This is a genomic window from Noviherbaspirillum pedocola (genome assembly GCF_016632335.1).
GTDB lineage: Bacteria > Pseudomonadota > Gammaproteobacteria > Burkholderiales > Burkholderiaceae_D > Noviherbaspirillum_A > Noviherbaspirillum_A pedocola.
Genome location: NZ_JAEPBG010000012.1, coordinates 97046 through 114341, shown reverse-complemented (window position 1 = coordinate 114341; position 17296 = coordinate 97046). Strand labels below are relative to the sequence as shown.

The window sequence follows — 17296 nt, the reverse complement described above, 5'->3', positions numbered from 1 at the left end:
ACATCCCGGGAGAAAAACATGGATCGACGCAGCTTTCTGAAAACCACGGCCGCCCTGTCGGCGGCAGGTCTCGCCCCCCTGTCACATGCCGCCGCAAGCGGCTGGCGCAGCTTCGAAGTCACGACCCGGGTGGAGCTGCAGGACGGCTCGCCGGCGCGCATCTGGCTGCCGGTGCCGTCGGTCAATACCGACTACCAGAAAGTGCTCGATAACCGTTACACCATCGATGGCGGCAATGCCCGCATGATCAAGGACCCGACCTATGGCGTCGGCATCCTCGCCGCCGAATTTGCGAAAGACAAGCAGCCGACGATCGAACTGGTATCGCGCATTTCGACGCGCGACCGTGCAGTCGATCTCGACGCCGGCAAACGCGCGCCGATGGCCGATGCCGAACGCCGCATCTGGCTGCGCTCGACCGAGCTGCTGCCGACTGACGGCATCGTGAAGGAAACCGCGGAAGACATCACCAAGGGCGCGAAGACCGATGTCGAGAAGGCGCGCGCGGTCTATGAATGGATCGTCGACAACACCCAGCGCGATCCGAAGACCCGCGGCTGCGGCATCGGCGACATCCAGACCATGCTGGAAACGAAGAACCTGAGCGGCAAGTGTGCCGACCTGAATGCGCTGTTCGTCGGCCTGATGCGCGCCGTCGGCGTGCCGGCGCGCGATGTGTATGGCATCCGCGTGGCCGATTCCCGGCTGGGCTACAAATCGCTCGGCAAGTCCGGCGACATCACCAAGGCGCAGCATTGCCGCGCCGAGTTCTACGCGGCGGGAACGGGCTGGGTGCCGGTGGATCCGGCCGATGTGCGCAAGGTCGTTCTTGAAGAAAACGGCGGACTGCCGCTGAACGATGCCAAGGTCGAGGCGGCGCGCAAGCGGCTGTTCGGTTCCTGGGAAATGAACTGGATGGCTTACAACTACGGCCACGATGTGCAGTTGCCGGGCTCGCGTTACGGCAGCGTCGGTTTCCTGATGTATCCGAACGCCGAAGCGTTCGAATCCGGAAAGATTCAGCGCGTCGACAGCCTTGACCCGCAGAATTTCCGTTACACCATCACCGCGCGCGAATTGCTTGTTTGAGCGCATGGCGGCTCAACAGCAGGAATGTTGAAATGACACGTCGATCATCGGCGCCTATGCCGTCTGGAAAGCATCGCCGACTGACGCTGCTGGCCGGCGTGCTCCTCACCGGGATGCTTGCCGGCGGCAGTGCGATGGCCGCCGGGAGTTGGAAAGCGTTTTCCGCGCCGGGCGGTCAAGCGCCGGCGCCGCTGGCCTTGCAGGACCTGAACGGCAAGCCGGTTGACCTGGCAGACCTGAAGGGCGAGGTGGTGCTGGTCAATTTCTGGGCTACCTGGTGCGAACCCTGCCGCGATGAAATGCCGGGGCTGGACAAGCTGTCGCGCACGCTGGCGGGCCGGCATTTCCGCGTCGTTGGCGTGAACGCCGGCGATGGCGAGCCGAAAATCCGGCAGTTTCTCGAACGTGTCCCCGTAGGCTTTCCGATCCTGCGCGATTCGGCGATGGAAACAATGAAAGCCTGGAGGGTGCGGGTACTTCCGGCCAGCTTCCTGGTCGACAAGAATGGCATGTTGCGCTATCAACTCGTTGGCGAAACCAATTGGGAGGATGCGGCGCAGCAGGCTCCGATCATGGAACTCTTGAAATGAACAGGAACCTTTCCATTGGCCGACTTCCTCGAGCGCGCAGATTCCGGTTCGCAGGGCATCATCGATGAACTGACGCAGGGCCTGCTGGCGCGGCAGGCGACGATTTCCCCGAAGTATCTCTACGACCCGCTCGGCTCGCGACTGTTCGAGGCGATTTGCGAGCTGCCCGAGTACTATCCGACCCGCACTGAAGCGGCCATCTTCGACGCGCATGGCGCCGACATTGCCGAAGCGGTCGGCCACGGCGCTACGCTGATCGATCTCGGCGCCGGCAATTGCGCCAAGGCTGCTCGTCTCTTTCCCTTGCTCAAACCGGCGCAATATGTGCCGATCGACATTTCCGCCGACTTCCTGCGCGGTGCGGTCGACAGCCTGCAGCGTCGGTTTCCGGACATAGCCATGACCGCGCTCGGCATGGATTTTTCGAGCAGCCTGGTGCTGCCGGACGCTGTGCGGCGCGAACGGCGGCTGTTCTTCTACCCCGGTTCGTCGATCGGTAATTTCGATCCGGAAACGGCACTGTCCTTTCTGCGGCGCCTGCGCGAGGCGAACGGCGACCTGCTCATCGGCGTGGATCTGATCAAGGACAAGGCGGTGCTCGATGCCGCCTACGACGATGCGCTGGGCGTGACCGCCGCCTTCAACCTGAACCTGCTGAACCATTTGAATGCCTTGCTCGGCGCCGATTTCCAGCTGCGCGAATGGCGGCATCGCGGCTTTTTCCATGCCGAGCGCAGCCGGGTGGAAATGCATTTGGAAGCGCGGCGCGACATCGTCGTGCGCTGGCGCGGCGGCGAGCGTCGCTTTGCCGAGGGCGAGCGCATTCATACCGAGAACAGCTACAAGTACAGCGCCGATGGCTTCTGCGACCTGCTGCGGCAGGCGGGCTTCGAGCCGGCGCAGCGCTGGACGGACGAGCGCAATCCGTTCCTGGTGTGCCATGCGCGGCGCGACTGAATCGAAGGAGTTGGCAATGGCGGAGTTGATCGAACGGGTGGGCACGCGACTGCTCGATGATTTTTACGCGGTGCGGCGGCGCTCGGTCGGCCTGGCCGAGCCCTTGTCGGAAGAGGATTGCTGCGCCCAATCGATGCCGGACGCAAGCCCGGTGAAATGGCATCTCGCGCATACGAGCTGGTTCTTCGAAACCTTCATCCTCGAGCGTCATGAACCAGACTTCCGGCCGCACCATCCCGCGTTCCGCATGCTGTTCAACTCGTATTACAACGGCATCGGCGACAAGCATGTGCGCGCGCAGCGCGGCCTGATTACGCGGCCGTCGTTCGATGAAGTGCTGGCCTATCGGCATGCGGTGGACGAGCGCATTGCCGCGCTGCTGGAGCGTGATAGTGGTGCCGAGATTGGTGCGCTGATCAGACTCGGTCTGCAGCATGAACAGCAGCACCAGGAATTGCTGCTGACGGATGTGAAGCACCTGTTGGCCATGAATCCGTTGCTGCCGGCATACCGGGATGAGGCGCTGCCGCATGCGCGCCAGCTGCCACCGCTGGAATGGCTGGCTTTCGAAGGCGGCATCGTCGAGATCGGGCACGATGGCGGCGGCTTCGCTTTTGACAATGAAAGTCCGCGCCACCGGCAATTCGTCGAGCCGTTCGCGCTGGCGTCGCGCCTGGTTGCCAATGGCGACTATCTCGCCTTCATCGAAGACGGTGGCTACCGCGATGCGGCCCTGTGGCTGTCCGAAGGCTGGGATTGGGTCGGCGTGAACGGTTTGCAGCATCCGCTGTACTGGCGGCAGGGGGAGGAAGGCTGGAGCGAATTTACGCTGCACGGCCTGCAGCCGCTGGATGCGGCGCGGCCGGTCACGCACTTGTCCTACTTCGAGGCCGACGCCTATGCACGCTGGGCCGATGCGCGGCTGCCGACCGAGGCGGAATGGGAGCATGCGGCGCGCTCATTGAACATGGCGGATGATGTGCCACGCGGCCTGCATCCGAACGCCACCAGCGGTTCCGGCATCACGCAGCTCTTCGGTGATTGCTGGCAATGGACTTCGAGCAGCTATGCACCGTATCCCGGCTTCGCGCCAGCGGCGGGTGCGATCGGCGAATACAACGGCAAGTTCATGTGCAATCAGTACGTGCTGCGCGGATCGTCCTGCGCCACGCCGGCCGGGCATGCGCGCGCGAGCTATCGCAACTTCTTTCCCTCCTCGGCACGCTGGCAGTTCAGCGGCATCCGGCTGGCCAGGTCCTGTTAGCCGACAGGCGCTGTGCCCGCAATCGGTGCAGAAAATCCATAGTCCTCGGCTTCGCGCAAGCTTTCCCGCAAGTCGCTTTCCTAGAATGAGGAAGATGGCGCGCATCCGCCGTCATCGGAAGATTTCGGGAGGAGCAATCTCATGCGCATGAGCGACCAGGAATATTTCCGCAGCTGCGTGGCCAGGGAGCGGCACCTGGCCCATCTGCTCGGCCACAACGTGGAAGAGTTTTACGAGGATGCCGGCACGCTCTGGGACGGCACGACGGCAATGCCGAAATGGACGCGCGACTGGGCCGCATGCGCGCCGCTGATCGTCCAGCATGAAATCCCGATCCGCTTCGACCGCGAACCGGGCGCGGCCCATGCGCATTGCGTGCATGCCGGGCCGGTGTCGGTGCATGTCTGTGACCATCCGGACCTGCAGCATGCGCTGATGTATGCGGTGGTGAAGGCGGTGATTTTTTATCTGGAGCATCCGAAGGCGCCGCATTGACGGCGGCTTCGGTCATTCATGCAAATCGGCTCAGTAGCCGTAACGCTTGCCGACTTCATTGCCAAGGAAACCACCACCCACTGCACCGGCAACCGTCGCCAGCGTACGTCCGTTGCCTCCGCCAACTTGGTTGCCGAGCACGCCGCCGAGCACCGCGCCCGCTGCGATGCCGACCGGGCTTGCCTGCCGTGCCGGTGCGGGTTGCGGCGCTGGCTGGGTATAGGCAGGCTGCTGCGCATACGAGGGATTCTGATACGCGGTCTGTGCATAGTTCGGCGCGCGGTAGTTCGGCTCGGCGCGTGCCACGGTACGGTGCGGGACGGTCTTTGGCGCCGCATGCTTGACCGGGGCAACCTTGGCCGGCGCTTCACCATCGCTGTCGGCAACGAGCTTCTGCGGCGCGGCAACCGTCGTCGCGGGCGCGGCGCTGGCGACTTGCGCTACCGGTGCTGCCTGCGCCGTCGGCGCATTGGCACTGCGGGAATTCGGCAGCAGGCCGGTGAGCGCGGCCACGCCCACCAAGCTGACCAGCATCACCGATGCGGCTGCGCCGGCGACAAGCGGGTGAATACGATTGGTGGACTGGGTGGTTTGCATGATCTCTTTCCTTGTCGTTGTGATGTTCTGCCGCTGATCGGCATGGCGCTACCTTAGCGAATGGAGGCGGTCTCCTTCTAGACCAAAGCCTGTATCAACTGTGAACGCTTGTAACAGGCGCCTAAGCCATCGGCTGGCGACTTCCCCACTTGACGCCATGCGCGGGCGCTTGCTGCGACCTCGTCGCGGCATGCATGATCCGGGTTTTCCCATTCGATAGGAGATCCCATGAAGCTGGCTCGACTGCAAACCCTGTTTCTCGTATTGATGCAGCTACTGCTGCTGTCGGCCTGCGCCGCCGATGTGCCGAATGCGTCGGCGAAGCTGCCGAACGTGCGCATCCTCGCCACCGGCGGCACCATCGCCGGCACCGGCGCGACATCGACGACGACCGTCGGCTACACGGCCGCGAAGGTTGGCGTCGATGCACTGATTGCCGCCGTGCCCGAACTCAAGAAGGTGGCCAATGTCAGCGGCGAGCAGGTGTTCCAGATCGCCAGTGAAAGCATGGGCAACGAACACTGGCTGGCGCTGGCCAAGCGCATCAACACGCTGCTGGCGCAGCCGGACGTGGATGGCATCGTGATTACCCACGGCACCGACACCATCGAGGAAACCGCGTACTTCCTGAACCTGGTAGTGAAGAGCCGCAAGCCGGTGGTGATCGTCGGCGCGATGCGGCCGTCGACGGCGATCAGCGCCGACGGGCCGATCAATCTGTACAACGCCGTCATTCTGGCCGGAAGCCGCGAAGCGGTCGGCAAGGGCGTGCTGGTGATGCTCAACGACCAGATCAACGGCGCGCGCGAGGTCACGAAAACCAACACCTCGACGCTGGACACCTTCAAGGCGCCGGAGCTCGGCTTGCTGGGCTACATGCAGGACAACCGGCCGCATTTTTACCGCGCCTCGACGCGCCGGCATACGGCCGAGAGTGAATTCGACGTGTCCGCGCTGACGAAGCTGCCGGCGGTGGACGTGGTGTACGGCCATGCGAATGCGAACCGGGTCGCGATCGATGCCTATGCTGCTTCGGGTGATCAGGGACTGGTGTATGCCGGCCCCGGCGACGGCAGCCTGGCTGCGGCGGTGCGCCCGGCGCTGTCGGAAGCGCGCCGGCGCGGCATCGTCGTCGTGCGGTCTTCAAGAGTGGGGCAGGGCATCGTCGCCCGCAATGGCGAAGCGAATGACGATGAACTCGATTTCGTGGTGTCGGATACGCTGAATCCGCAGAAGGCGCGCATCCTGCTGATGCTGGCGCTGACCAGAACCACGGATACCCGCGAGATCCAGCGCATGTTCTACGACTACTGAGAGTGCGGCCGGGATCTGCAGCTATTTCGTTGCGGCTTCCCCGTCTTGCAACAGCATTTCCGGCCCCAGCACCGCCTTGACGAAAACCTCGGTCTTCTCGGTTTCCTGGCGGTCGCTGAACCACCAGATGCCGCCCTTGGCCATGTCCCATTTGCCGACCGAAGTGCCGAGTATCATCGCCACCAGTTCACCAAAGGCTGGCTGGTGGCCGACCAGCATTACGTGGCGCGGATTCGATGGCCAATCGGCGGCGTTCATCAGTTCGGTCGCCGGTTGCTCCTTGGTGATCGCGTCGCACAATTCATAGGGCTGCCCCAGCGCGTCGGCGGTTTGCCGGGCGCGGGTGGCAGGGCTGACCAGGATGCGTATGCCCGCCGGCAGCCGCGGCCGCAGCCAAGCAGCCATGGCGGCGGCCTGGCGTTTTCCCGCTTCGGTCAGAGGGCGATCGGCGTCGGGTGTGCCGGGCACGGCTTCGGCGTGGCGCCAGAGTATGAGTTCCATCGCGCGTCTCCCGGAAGGATAGGTGATGCGGTGTTCCCATCTTAGGAGTCGCACCGCAAGCCGCGGCGCCGGGCCGCGACGCGGCTTGCGCCGGATCAGGCGACAGCGGTTTCGATCTGCGCGAAGGCGGCATCCAGGCCCTGGCGCTCGGCATCCGGACCCATGGCCAGGCCTTCGGCATAGATGAATTCCACGTCGGTCATGCCGAGGAAGCCGAAGAAGGTTTTCAGATATTGCGTCTGGATATCGGCCGGCGTGTCACGGTAAACACCGCCGCGCGTCATTGCAAAATACACCTTCTTGCCTTTGAGCAAGCCTTCCGGGCCGTTCGCGGTGTAGCGGAATGTCACGTTGGCGCGGGCGATCGCATCGATCCAGTGCTTCAGTTGCGCCGGCACACCGAAGTTGTACATCGGCACGCCAATCACCAGAACGTCGGCGGCCTGCACTTCGGCGATCAGCGCATCGTCCAGGGCGACACGGGCCTGTTGTTCCGGAGTGCGCTTGTCAGCAGGCGTAAACAGGGCGCCCAGCGTGTTTTCATCCAGTTCCGGATGCGGTTGGGCGCCGAGGTCGCGCAGCGCAAAGCCGGCATTGGGGTGCGCGGCGCGCAGTTTTTCGACGATGGCATTGGCCAGGCGAGTGGAATGCGAGTTGCCCGCACGGGCGCTGGAGTTGATTTGCAGGATGTTCATGGTCTCTTGCCCTTTGAAGGAGGTGGTGTGATTGGATAATAGAGGCCGCCAGAAGATCCTGAAAGGCATCAAAATGAACAACATTGTCCTGTTGGTGAGACAATGCGCTTGCATCGTCAAACGTTCATCGCCAACGGAGCGCCAATAATGAGCATCGAACCGAATGATCTGATCCTCTTCGCCAGGGTGGCGGAATCAGGCAGCTTCAGCGCGGCGGCGCTGCGCATGGGATTGCCGAAGTCCACGGTGTCGCGCCGCATTGCGCTGCTGGAAGCCGAGCTTGGCGAGCGGCTGCTGTTGCGCACCACGCGCAAACTGTCGGTCACCGATTTCGGCGCTGACATGCTCGAGCATGCGCGGCAGGTCATTGCTGAAGTCGATGCTGCGGCAATGCTGGCGCAGCAACGCCAGGCCGAGCCCAGCGGGCGGCTGCGGGTATCGATGCCGAACGATCTGGCGAATCTGATGTTCGGACCGGTGCTGGCGCGTTTCATGGCGCGCTATCCGGCCATCACGGTGGAAATCGATTTGTCACCGCGCCGCGTCGACCTCATCGGCGAGAACTTCGATGTCGCGATCCGCATGGGCCATCTGCCCGACGATGCCAGCCTGGCAGCACGCCGGCTCGCAGTGTTTTCCAACGGACTGGTGGCGTCGCCCGCGTATCTGCGCCGACGCGGCATGCCGCAGTCGCCGCAGGATCTGCTCGGGCATGACATCCTGCGCCTCCTGGGACGCCATGGCGAACCCGTGCCCTGGCTGCTGAGCCGCGGCGCCGAGCGCTGGGAAGCGGTGCTGCCCGGACGCGCGACGATCAATTCGCCGGAAGTGCTGCTGCGCCTGGCCTGCGCCGATGCCGGCATCGCGATGGTGGAAGATCACTTCGCGCAAGCCTTTCTGGAGGATGGCCGCCTGCAGCGGGTGTTGCCGGACTGGACGGCACCGTCGCATATCGCCTGGGCGGTGTTTCCGGGAAGGCGCCTGATGCCGCGCCGCACGCGGGTGTTCCTGGATGCCCTGGCCGAGGAATTCTCGGGTCCGAGCTGCCGCGAGCAGCAGGCGCTGGTGGATCACACGCTTCGCCAGATTGGCAACGATGCGAACAATGCGAAGGCGCAGCCCGGGCAAGCCTGAAAAGGAAAACGCCGACCGGCATTGCTGCCGGTCGGCGTCGGATGCGTCAGCTCGGTGAGCTTTACGCCAGGTTCTGGTTCACGAAATCCCAGTTGACCAGGTTCCAGAAATTCTCGAGGAATTTCGGACGGGCGTTACGGTAGTCGATGTAGTAAGCATGCTCCCACACGTCGCAGGTCATGAGCGGCTTGTCGTTACTGGTCAGCGGGGTGCCGGCGTTGGAGGTGTTGACGATGTCAACCGAGCCGTCGGCCTTCTTCACCAGCCAGGTCCAGCCGGAGCCGAAGTTGGTGGCGCCGGACTTGTTGAATTCTTCCTTGAACTTGTCGAAGGAACCCCATTTCTTGTTGATCGCATCGGCCACCGCACCGGTCGGCGCGCCGCCGCCTTGCGGCTTCAGGCAGTTCCAGAAAAAGGTATGGTTCCACACCTGGGCGGAGTTATTGAACACGCCGCCGGACGACTTCTTGATGATGTCTTCCAGGCCCATGTTTTCATACTCGGTGCCCTTGATCAGGTTGTTCAGATTGGTCACGTAGGCCTGGTGATGCTTGCCGTAGTGGTATTCCAGCGTCTCCTTGGACATGTGCGGCTGCAGCGCATCCATTGCATAGGGCAGGGGTGGCAGAGTGTGTTCCATGATGTGTCCTTTGGTTGTCAGTGTTGAACGTAAATTTGCCGAGGCAGCATTGTAAAGCGGATAAGCCTTGCACGCATCTTGCCCCGGCAAACGCGGTTTCCGAAAGGATAGTGTTTCAATCCAGACGGGGCTGCACCGCCGCCAGCGTCGCTTCGACGCTGCCTTCGGCCAGGTGCAGGGTGATGCTCTCGCGCGCATGCAGGCTGCCGGGTGCGCGCACCGTGCGTCCCCTGGCGTCGATCACCATCGCATAGCCGCGTTCCAGGGTGCGCTGCGGATTCAGCAATTCCAGTTGCGCCGCCAGTGTGGCAAGCGCGGCGCGGCGGTCGCGCAGGTGGCAGGACATGCCGCTGTGCAGGCGATGCGCCTGATGCGATACCCGCTCGCGCTGCCCGTCGATGTCCGGCAACTGCGCGCGCAGGCGCGTTTCCAGCTGTGCAATCGCCAGCCGCGACAGATTCAGCGGCGTGCGCGTCGCATGTGCCAGCCGCAGCTGCATTGCGCCCAGCTTCAGGCGCTCGCGCTCCAGCCGCTGCGCCGGGCTCTGCAGCCGCCGCGCCAGCCAGTCCAGGGTCTGCGCTGCGTTCGCGTAGCGACGGCGCCAGGCGCGCTGCAAATCGTCGGCATGCATTTCCAGGCGGCCGAGCCAGTCCGCGCGCGGTGTGACCGCCATTTCCGCCGCGGCGGTCGGCGTCGGCGCGCGCAGGTCGGCAGCGAAATCGGCGATCGTGAAATCGGTTTCATGGCCGACGCCGGAAATCACCGGCATCGTGCAACCGGCGATCGCACGCGCCACCGCTTCATGGTTGAAGCACCACAAGTCTTCCATGCTGCCGCCGCCACGGCAGACCAGCAGCACATCGCATTCGGCGCGCAGCGAGGCGGTGGCAATCGCCTGGGCGATCTTCGGTACGGCGGCATCGCCCTGAACCGGTGTTGGATACAGAATGATCCGCACATGCGGCGCACGGCGCTTGAGCGTGGTCAGCACATCGCGCAGCGCCGCCGCCTGCGGGCTGGTGACGATGCCGATGGTGCGCGGGAATTCGGGTAGCTGCCGTTTCCGCTCCTGGTCGAACAGGCCTTCCGCGCCGAGCCGCGCTTTCAGTTCCAGGAAGGCTTCGTACAGGCTGCCGGTGCCGCTGCGGCGAATCGATTCGACGTTGAGCTGATAATCACCGCGTGCCGCGTACAGCGTGACCAGTGCACGCACTTCGACCCGATCGCCGTCGCGCGGCGTGAATCCGGCATATTGCGCGCGGCCACGAAACATTACGGCGCGCACCTGGGCCGCATCATCCTTCAACGTGAAATACCAGTGGCCGGAGGCGGCGCGGGTGAAATTCGAGATTTCGCCGGATACCCATGCGAGCGGGAAACTGCGCTCCAGCAGGCGCGCCACCGCGGTGTTGAGCGCGGAAACAGGCAGTACCGCCGGGGCGGTTTCGAGGGAGGCGGCCTGACGCTGCTCCATCATCCGCGCACCTTTCCACAGTCACGGGCTGCAAAACATTTCGTTACATGAATCATGGGAAAAATCCAGATTTTCTCGTAAGTGTTTGATTTAAAACGATTTGTGTCTTTGCGCTTTTCATGAGCAGAGGAAAAAAACCATTTGAAATCAAGCACTTTTTGCGTATGCCAAGCGCTTGTTCACAATGTTGTCCACAGGCGCTGTGAAGAACTCGGTATCGGTGTTTATTTCCTGACAACAATGGCTGTCGAGCTTGCCCGGGGCGCGCTGAGACGCTACATTCTGCATCCTGCCTTTCCCCATCCCACCAAGGAGTCTTTTTTGTTTGCCATTTTTCAGGCCGCCGGTTGGCCGATCTGGTTCCTGCTCATCGCTTCGCTGATCGCACTTACCCTCATCGTCGAGCGCACATTGTACCTGCGCCGCAATCGCATCCTTCCGCCGAACCTGCTGCAGGAAGTGCTGCGCGTACAGCAAAGCGGCAAGGTCAACCGCGATGTGATCGACAAGCTGGCGCAGAATTCACCGCTGGGCCGGGTTTTGGCCGCGGGACTGCGCAATGTCAACGCGCCGCGCGACGTGATGAAGGAATCGATCGAGGAAGCCGGTCGCGGCGCCGCGCATGAACTCGAACGTTTTCTGACCACGTTGGGCACCATCGCCAGCTTGGCGCCGCTGATGGGCCTGTTCGGCACCGTCGTCGGCATGATCGAAATCTTTGGCGTCCAGGACGCGAGCGGCTCGAATCCCGCCCAGCTGGCGCACGGCATTTCGGTGGCGCTGTACAACACCGGATTTGGCCTGGCGATTGCGATGCCGACCTTGGTGTTCTACCGGCATTTCCGGGCGCTGGTGGACAGTTTCGTCGTCGAGATGGAACAGCAGGCGGTGAAGTTCGTCGATACCGTGCACGACGGCCGCAAGTAGGTCGAGGAGCATCGCGCATGAATTTCCGCAGAGGCAAGGGTCGCGAGGACCCGGAAATCAACCTGATTCCGTTCATCGACGTGCTGCTGGTGATCCTGATCTTCCTCATGATCACCACCACCTACAACCGCTACACCGCGCTGCAGGTCACGCTGCCGACCGCGGATGCGGAAAAGGCCGTGCAGCACCCGCCCGAGATTTACGTCACGGTGGATGCGCAGGGCCGTTATGCCATCAATAACACCCAGGTGCCGTTCCGCGACGTCGCTGGTCTGGCCGAGGATCTGCGCAAGGCGGCAGCCGCAACCGCCGGGCAGGGCAAGGTCGATCCGGTGCTGATTGTCAATGCCGATGCGCTGGCCACGCACCAGACCGTCATCAATATCCTCGAAGCGGCGCGCATCGCTGGTCTGCCGCAGCTGACCTTCGCCGCCAAGTCGAGCGGCGGCAAATAGCGCTTCCGTTGGAGCAGCGCGCACCTGCCGGCGCACGGACCGGCTCGCCATCGCGGTCCTCCGGGCCATCCAGGCTGCAACTTGCGCTGGAACGGATCTGGCAGACACGCGGCCCGGCGGCCTGGCTGCTGTTGCCGCTGTCCAAACTTTTCGGCGCGCTGGTGCGGTTGCGGCGCCTGCTGTATCGCGCGGGATGGCTGAAGTCGGAACGGCTGCCGGTGCCGGTAGTAGTGGTCGGCAACATCTTCGTCGGCGGCACCGGCAAGACGCCGCTGACGATCTGGCTGGTGCAGCGTCTGCGGGAAGCAGGCCGTTCACCAGCCGTGGTTTCCCGTGGTTATGGCGCTAACACCGCGACGCCACGGCTGGTGACGGCGGCATCGACGCCGGCCGAAGTCGGCGACGAACCGGTGCTGATCGCCGAGCGCGCGCAATGTCCGATGGCCGTGGGACGCGACCGCGCCGCCGCCGCGCATCTGCTGCTCCAATCCCATCCCGAAATCGATGTGCTGCTGCTGGACGACGGCCTGCAGCACTATGCGCTGGCGCGCGACGTGGAAATCATGCTGTTCGACGGCCGCGGCGCTGGCAATGGCTGGATGCTGCCAGCTGGCCCCTTGCGCGAACCCGTGTCGCGCCGTCGCGATGTCACGGTGATCAACGGCGCCTCAACCGCGCCGGGAGTGCCGGCGGGGTCGGTCCGCATGGATTTGCGCGGCGACATCGCGGTGCGGCTATGCGATCCCGCGCAGCGCCTGCGTCTTGCGGACCTGGCCGCCGCGCCGCCGCGCCGCCTGCTCGCCGCGGCCGGCATCGGCAATCCCGAGCGCTTTTTCCGCATGCTCGAAGGCTTCGGCCTGCGCTTCGAGCGACTGCCTCTGCCGGATCATCATGATTTTGCCGATGATCCCTTCGCTGCATGCGATGCCGATGTCATTCTGATCACGGAGAAGGATGCAGTAAAATGTCGCCTCGCCGAGACGGCGAGGCAGGACGAAAGGCTGTGGTATGTGCCGGTGGAGGCCGCCATCGATGCCGCACTGGCCAAATACCTAGTGGAGAAATTACGTGGATTCCCGACTGATTGACATCCTGGTTTGCCCGATTTGCAAGCGCGCGCTCGACTACGACAAGAAAGCCCAGGAGTTGATCTGCCAGCCCGACAAGCTCGCTTACCCGATCCGCGACGGCATTCCGATCATGTGGCCCGACGAAGCGCGCGACCTGAACGCGGCCACGGTCCTTCCCGCAGAACCCGACGCTGCGCGCGACTGAGCCGCACCGATGCGCTTTTCCGTCATCATCCCTGCCCGACTGGCGTCCACCCGTTTGCCGAACAAGCCACTGGCTGACATTGCCGGCAAGCCGATGGTCGTGCGCGTGGCCGAGCGCGCGGCAAGCTCGGGCGCCGAGCACGTACTGGTTGCCACCGATCATCCGGACATTCTCGCCGCCTGCCGCATGCATGGCATCGATGCGCGCATGACGCGCGCCGACCATCTTTCAGGCACCGATCGCATTGCTGAAGTTGCCGCGGCGCTCGGATTGCCGGACGACGCGGTCGTCGTCAATGTGCAGGGTGACGAACCGCTGATCGACCCGAATCTGATTGCCGCGACGGCGGCGCTGATCGCGCCGGGTGTGACGACGGCCACCGCGGCGCATCCGATTCACGATGTCGCCGATCTGTTCGACCCGAATGTGGTGAAAGTGGTACTGGATAAGGTTGGTCGGGCGATGTATTTCTCGCGCGCGCCGATTCCATGGAACCGGGATGCCTACGCGCAGACCAGGGATGCCTTGCCGCCGGGTCCGGCGCCGCTGCGCCATATCGGCCTGTATGCGTTTTCCCAGGCGTTTCTGCAGGCGTATCCGACCCTGGCGGCCTCGCCGCTGGAGCGAATCGAAGCGCTTGAACAGCTAAGAGTGCTTTGGCATGGTTACCCGATTGCCGTGCATCAGACCGAACACGCGCCATCGGCCGGCGTCGATACGCCGGAAGACCTCGATCGGGTGCGCCGACACTTTGGTCATGACTCGTAGCAAACGCACAAGGGAAAGTGCCGTACTGTTGACATTCTGTGGTAAGTTTCACGCAATGTTTAGCTGATAAAAACAATCAGGCACGGCGGGCCTCGCGTCCCGATCGGTCAACAGCCACCGCGACAAATTTCAAAACAAAACTCATCTAGGACAGTCTCATGCGCCTCATCCTCTTGGGAGCGCCTGGTGCCGGCAAGGGCACGCAGGCGGGTTTCATCAAAGAGAAGTACAACATTCCACAAATTTCCACCGGCGACATGCTGCGCGCAGCAGTGAAAGCGGGAACGCCGCTGGGTCTGGAAGCAAAGAAGGTCATGGATGCCGGCGGCCTGGTGTCGGACGACATCATCATCGGCCTGGTGAAGGACCGCCTGAAAGAGCCGGATTGCGCACGCGGCTATCTGTTCGACGGTTTCCCGCGCACGATTCCGCAGGCCGACGCCATGAAGGAAGCCGGCGTGGCGATCGACTATGTGCTGGAGATCGACGTGCCGGACAGCGAAATCATCGAGCGCATGAGCGGTCGCCGCGTGCATCCGGCATCCGGCCGCACCTATCACGTGAAGTTCAATCCGCCGAAGTCCGAAGGCGTCGACGATGCCACCGGCGAGCCGCTGATCCAGCGCGACGATGACCATGAAGAGACGGTGCGCAAGCGCCTGAAGGTCTACCACGATCAAACCGAAGTCCTGGTCGGCTACTACGATAAGTGGGCGAAGTCCGGCGCGCCCGGCGCGCCGCGCTACCGCAGAATTGCCGGCGTCGGCCCGGTCGAGGAAATCCGGGACCGCGCCTTCGCGGCTCTGGAACAGTAAGTAAGAAGAAAACAAGGCGGACGAATGTCCGCCTTGTCGTTTCTGGCCTGCATGTTGTCATCCAGCCAGCCCAGGCGCTTCGAATGAATAAGGGCAGCTTCAGTTTATCGACACGCGTTTGTCGTTAGGTCCTGGCAGCGTTTTTTCATTGCAGCTTTCTCGTGGCATAACAAGGAGGAGTCGACATGACAGCAGCTCTATGGTTTGCGGTCGCATGCGGTCTCATTGCGGTGGCTTACGGCCTGGTGTCCCGAAACTGGGTATTGCGTCAGGATCCGGGCAACGCCCGAATGCAGGAAATCTCGGGCGCGATACAGCAGGGCGCCGCTGCCTATCTCGCACGGCAGTACCGCACCATCGGCATCGTCGGCGTCATCCTCTTTCTGTTGATTGCTTTCGTTCCCGGTCTTGGCCTGGCCACGGCAATCGGTTTCCTGGTCGGCGCGCTGCTGTCGGGCGCCTGCGGCTTCATCGGCATGAATGTGTCGGTGCGCGCGAATGTGCGCACCGCGCAGGCCGCCAGCAAGGGTATCGACGCCGGTCTGCATGTGGCTTTTCGCAGCGGTGCGATTACCGGCATGCTGGTCGTCGGTCTTGGCCTGATCGGCGTGTCGGTGTTTTATTTCGTGCTGGTCAGCAGTGCGCCGCATGGACTGGGTATCACGGTGTCGCAGCATGATGTGATCAAGCCGCTGGTCGGCTTGGCGTTTGGTGCATCGCTCATCTCCATCTTTGCCCGGCTCGGCGGCGGCATTTTCACCAAGGGTGCGGATGTCGGCGCGGACCTGGTCGGCAAGGTCGAAGCCGGCATTCCCGAAGACGATCCGCGCAATCCGGCGGTGATCGCCGATAACGTTGGCGATAACGTCGGCGACTGTGCCGGCATGGCAGCCGATCTGTTCGAGACCTATGTCGTCACCTTGATCGCCACCATGCTGCTCGGCACGCTGACCCTCACCGGCTTCGAAACCGAGGCGGCGCTTTATCCGCTGCTGCTCGGCGGCGTGTCGATCCTGGCTTCGATCGTCGGCTGTTCGCGCGTCAAATATCGCCAGGGCAAGAAGATCATGTCGGCGCTGTATGTCGGACTCTGGTGGTCGGCGGTGTTGTCACTGGTCGGCTTTGCCATCGTCACCTGGATGATCATGCCGCCCGAATACCGGGCAAGGATGTTCGCTTCATCCGTCGTTGGCATCGTACTGACCGGGCTGATGGTCTACATCACCGAGTACTACACCGGCACCGATTACAAGCCGGTGCAGCATGTGGCAAAGGCCTCGACCACCGGCCATGGCACCAACATCATCGCCGGCCTGGGCGTATCGATGAAGTCGACCGCGTACCCGGTGCTGGCGGTATGCGTGGCGATCTTCGTTTCCTACTGGCTTGGCGGACTGTATGGCATTGCGGTGGCGGCGACGGCGATGCTGTCGATGGCCGGCATCATCGTGGCGCTCGATGCCTACGGTCCGGTGACCGACAACGCCGGCGGCATCGCCGAAATGTCCGGCATGCCAGAATCAGTGCGCGCGGTGACTGACCCGCTCGATGCGGTCGGCAACACCACGAAGGCGGTGACCAAGGGCTATGCGATCGGGTCGGCCGGGCTGGCGGCGCTGGTGCTGTTCGCCGATTACACCCATGCGCTGGACAGCGTCGGCATGCAGATCGCGTTCGACCTTTCGGATCCGATGGTCATCATCGGCTTGTTCATCGGCGGGCTGATTCCGTATCTGTTCGGCGCCATGGCCATGGAAGCGGTTGGTCGCGCCGCCGGTGCGGTGGTTGTCGAGGTGAGGCGGCAGTTTCACGACATCGCCGGCATCATGGATGGCAGCGGCCGGCCGGAATACGATCGCGCCGTCGACATGCTGACCACGGCGGCGATCAAGGAAATGGTGCTGCCCTCGCTGTTGCCGGTGATCGTGCCCATCCTGGTCGGCCTGCTGCTCGGACCGGCCGCGCTTGGCGGCTTGCTGATGGGCGCGATCGTCACTGGCATCTTCGTCGCAATCTCGATGACCACAGGCGGCGGCGCCTGGGACAACGCAAAGAAATACATCGAGGACGGCCATTACGGCGGCAAAGGGTCGGATGCGCACAAGGCGGCGGTGACTGGAGATACCGTTGGCGACCCGTACAAGGACACCGCCGGGCCGGCGGTCAACCCGCTGATCAAGATCATCAATATCGTCGCGTTGCTGATCGTTCCGCTGTTGCCAGTGACAGTGATGGAGTCGTCCGCCGTACATAAGGCGCCGACTACGGCGATGAACGCGTCCGCGCCACATCGTTAGATCGGAAAG

General features: G+C 63.2%; 19 protein-coding genes. 14 read left to right on the top strand and 5 right to left on the bottom strand.

From position 1 onward, the window contains the following. Nucleotides 1-18 precede the first annotated feature (18 nt). From JJB74_RS23060 to JJB74_RS23040, 5 genes are all read left to right on the top strand, one after another. Nucleotides 19-1089: a transglutaminase domain-containing protein gene (locus JJB74_RS23060; RefSeq protein ID WP_200595845.1), complete on the top strand. Its 1071-nt coding sequence runs from the start codon at nucleotides 19-21 to the stop codon at nucleotides 1087-1089. Between the two features lie 32 nt (nucleotides 1090-1121). Further along, nucleotides 1122-1679 carry a TlpA disulfide reductase family protein gene (locus JJB74_RS23055; RefSeq protein WP_200595843.1) on the top strand — a complete coding sequence of 186 codons (558 nt, stop codon included), beginning with the start codon at nucleotides 1122-1124 and terminating at the stop codon, nucleotides 1677-1679. A gap of 15 nt (nucleotides 1680-1694) precedes the next feature. Next, nucleotides 1695-2636: an L-histidine N(alpha)-methyltransferase gene (gene egtD, locus JJB74_RS23050; protein ID WP_234484783.1), complete on the top strand. Its 942-nt coding sequence runs from the start codon at nucleotides 1695-1697 to the stop codon at nucleotides 2634-2636. A gap of 16 nt (nucleotides 2637-2652) precedes the next feature. Next, the gene (gene egtB, locus JJB74_RS23045) at nucleotides 2653-3900 is read left to right on the top strand and encodes an ergothioneine biosynthesis protein EgtB (protein ID WP_200595841.1); all 1248 of its coding nucleotides are present in this window, start codon (nucleotides 2653-2655) and stop codon (nucleotides 3898-3900) included. A 141-nt stretch (nucleotides 3901-4041) separates the two neighbouring features. Continuing rightward, nucleotides 4042-4395, top strand: a complete 354-nt coding sequence (locus JJB74_RS23040; RefSeq protein WP_200595839.1) for an aminoacyl-tRNA synthetase — start codon at nucleotides 4042-4044, stop codon at nucleotides 4393-4395. Nucleotides 4396-4425: 30 nt separating this feature from the next. On the opposite strand, the gene JJB74_RS33985 is transcribed toward JJB74_RS23040, so the two are convergent. Continuing rightward, nucleotides 4426-4992: a glycine zipper 2TM domain-containing protein gene (locus tag JJB74_RS33985; RefSeq protein ID WP_200595836.1), complete on the bottom strand. Its 567-nt coding sequence runs from the start codon at nucleotides 4990-4992 to the stop codon at nucleotides 4426-4428. A 267-nt stretch (nucleotides 4993-5259) separates the two neighbouring features. Between JJB74_RS33985 and JJB74_RS23030 the strand changes: the two genes are divergently transcribed. Beyond that, nucleotides 5260-6306 carry a type II asparaginase gene (locus tag JJB74_RS23030; RefSeq protein WP_200595953.1) on the top strand — a complete coding sequence of 349 codons (1047 nt, stop codon included), beginning with the start codon at nucleotides 5260-5262 and terminating at the stop codon, nucleotides 6304-6306. 21 nt (nucleotides 6307-6327) lie between these two features. Here the strand turns inward: JJB74_RS23030 and JJB74_RS23025 are convergent, their stop codons facing one another. Both JJB74_RS23025 and JJB74_RS23020 read right to left on the bottom strand, forming a co-directional pair. Then, on the bottom strand, nucleotides 6328-6807 hold the full coding sequence (locus JJB74_RS23025) for a SixA phosphatase family protein (RefSeq protein WP_200595834.1): 480 nt from the start codon (nucleotides 6805-6807) through the stop codon (nucleotides 6328-6330). A 95-nt stretch (nucleotides 6808-6902) separates the two neighbouring features. After that, complete coding sequence (locus tag JJB74_RS23020; protein ID WP_200595832.1) at nucleotides 6903-7502, bottom strand: FMN-dependent NADH-azoreductase; 600 nt, start codon at nucleotides 7500-7502, stop codon at nucleotides 6903-6905. A gap of 147 nt (nucleotides 7503-7649) precedes the next feature. Between JJB74_RS23020 and JJB74_RS23015 the strand changes: the two genes are divergently transcribed. Next, complete coding sequence (locus JJB74_RS23015) at nucleotides 7650-8636, top strand: LysR family transcriptional regulator (RefSeq protein ID WP_200595830.1); 987 nt, start codon at nucleotides 7650-7652, stop codon at nucleotides 8634-8636. Between the two features lie 61 nt (nucleotides 8637-8697). Here the strand turns inward: JJB74_RS23015 and JJB74_RS23010 are convergent, their stop codons facing one another. Both JJB74_RS23010 and xseA read right to left on the bottom strand, forming a co-directional pair. Then, nucleotides 8698-9276 carry a superoxide dismutase gene (locus tag JJB74_RS23010; RefSeq protein WP_200595828.1) on the bottom strand — a complete coding sequence of 193 codons (579 nt, stop codon included), beginning with the start codon at nucleotides 9274-9276 and terminating at the stop codon, nucleotides 8698-8700. A 115-nt stretch (nucleotides 9277-9391) separates the two neighbouring features. Further along, nucleotides 9392-10753: an exodeoxyribonuclease VII large subunit gene (gene xseA, locus JJB74_RS23005; RefSeq protein WP_200595826.1), complete on the bottom strand. Its 1362-nt coding sequence runs from the start codon at nucleotides 10751-10753 to the stop codon at nucleotides 9392-9394. Between the two features lie 318 nt (nucleotides 10754-11071). Between xseA and JJB74_RS23000 the strand changes: the two genes are divergently transcribed. The 7 genes from JJB74_RS23000 to JJB74_RS22970 all read left to right on the top strand — a co-directional run bounded on the left by JJB74_RS23000 (nucleotide 11072) and on the right by JJB74_RS22970 (nucleotide 17287). Further along, a complete protein-coding gene (locus JJB74_RS23000) occupies nucleotides 11072-11677 on the top strand; it encodes a MotA/TolQ/ExbB proton channel family protein (RefSeq protein ID WP_200595824.1) in 606 nt (201 codons plus the stop codon). Nucleotides 11678-11694: 17 nt separating this feature from the next. After that, entirely contained in the window at nucleotides 11695-12132 is a 438-nt protein-coding gene (locus tag JJB74_RS22995) for an ExbD/TolR family protein (protein ID WP_200595822.1), read from the top strand. Between the two features lie 8 nt (nucleotides 12133-12140). Continuing rightward, nucleotides 12141-13220, top strand: coding sequence for a tetraacyldisaccharide 4'-kinase (gene lpxK, locus JJB74_RS22990; RefSeq protein WP_407672408.1), 1080 nt, complete (start codon nucleotides 12141-12143; stop codon nucleotides 13218-13220). Then, nucleotides 13201-13407, top strand: a complete 207-nt coding sequence (locus JJB74_RS22985; RefSeq protein ID WP_200595820.1) for a Trm112 family protein — start codon at nucleotides 13201-13203, stop codon at nucleotides 13405-13407. The genes lpxK and JJB74_RS22985 overlap by 20 nt, the downstream gene beginning before the upstream one ends. Before the next feature lie 9 nt (nucleotides 13408-13416). After that, nucleotides 13417-14175: a 3-deoxy-manno-octulosonate cytidylyltransferase gene (gene kdsB / locus JJB74_RS22980; protein ID WP_200595818.1), complete on the top strand. Its 759-nt coding sequence runs from the start codon at nucleotides 13417-13419 to the stop codon at nucleotides 14173-14175. A gap of 158 nt (nucleotides 14176-14333) precedes the next feature. Beyond that, nucleotides 14334-14990, top strand: a complete 657-nt coding sequence (gene adk / locus JJB74_RS22975; RefSeq protein ID WP_200595817.1) for an adenylate kinase — start codon at nucleotides 14334-14336, stop codon at nucleotides 14988-14990. A gap of 185 nt (nucleotides 14991-15175) precedes the next feature. Further along, nucleotides 15176-17287, top strand: coding sequence for a sodium-translocating pyrophosphatase (locus tag JJB74_RS22970; protein WP_200595815.1), 2112 nt, complete (start codon nucleotides 15176-15178; stop codon nucleotides 17285-17287). The last annotated feature ends 9 nt before the right edge of the window (nucleotides 17288-17296 follow it).

Bases quoted from the DNA above. Each gene is read 5' to 3' on its own strand.
- JJB74_RS23020 (WP_200595832.1), bottom strand. From the start codon at position 7,502: ATGAACATCCTGCAAATCAACTCCAGCGCCCGTGCGGGCAACTCGCAT.
- JJB74_RS33985 (WP_200595836.1), bottom strand. From the start codon at position 4,992: ATGCAAACCACCCAGTCCACCAATCGTATTCACCCGCTTGTCGCCGGC.
- xseA (WP_200595826.1), bottom strand. From the start codon at position 10,753: ATGATGGAGCAGCGTCAGGCCGCCTCCCTCGAAACCGCCCCGGCGGTA.
- JJB74_RS23015 (WP_200595830.1), top strand. From the start codon at position 7,650: ATGAGCATCGAACCGAATGATCTGATCCTCTTCGCCAGGGTGGCGGAA.
- JJB74_RS23010 (WP_200595828.1), bottom strand. From the start codon at position 9,276: ATGGAACACACTCTGCCACCCCTGCCCTATGCAATGGATGCGCTGCAG.
- JJB74_RS23055 (WP_200595843.1), top strand. From the start codon at position 1,122: ATGACACGTCGATCATCGGCGCCTATGCCGTCTGGAAAGCATCGCCGA.
- kdsB (WP_200595818.1), top strand. From the start codon at position 13,417: ATGCGCTTTTCCGTCATCATCCCTGCCCGACTGGCGTCCACCCGTTTG.
- egtB (WP_200595841.1), top strand. From the start codon at position 2,653: ATGGCGGAGTTGATCGAACGGGTGGGCACGCGACTGCTCGATGATTTT.
- adk (WP_200595817.1), top strand. From the start codon at position 14,334: ATGCGCCTCATCCTCTTGGGAGCGCCTGGTGCCGGCAAGGGCACGCAG.
- JJB74_RS23030 (WP_200595953.1), top strand. From the start codon at position 5,260: ATGCAGCTACTGCTGCTGTCGGCCTGCGCCGCCGATGTGCCGAATGCG.
- JJB74_RS23025 (WP_200595834.1), bottom strand. From the start codon at position 6,807: ATGGAACTCATACTCTGGCGCCACGCCGAAGCCGTGCCCGGCACACCC.
- JJB74_RS23060 (WP_200595845.1), top strand. From the start codon at position 19: ATGGATCGACGCAGCTTTCTGAAAACCACGGCCGCCCTGTCGGCGGCA.
- JJB74_RS22995 (WP_200595822.1), top strand. From the start codon at position 11,695: ATGAATTTCCGCAGAGGCAAGGGTCGCGAGGACCCGGAAATCAACCTG.
- JJB74_RS23040 (WP_200595839.1), top strand. From the start codon at position 4,042: ATGCGCATGAGCGACCAGGAATATTTCCGCAGCTGCGTGGCCAGGGAG.
- JJB74_RS22970 (WP_200595815.1), top strand. From the start codon at position 15,176: ATGACAGCAGCTCTATGGTTTGCGGTCGCATGCGGTCTCATTGCGGTG.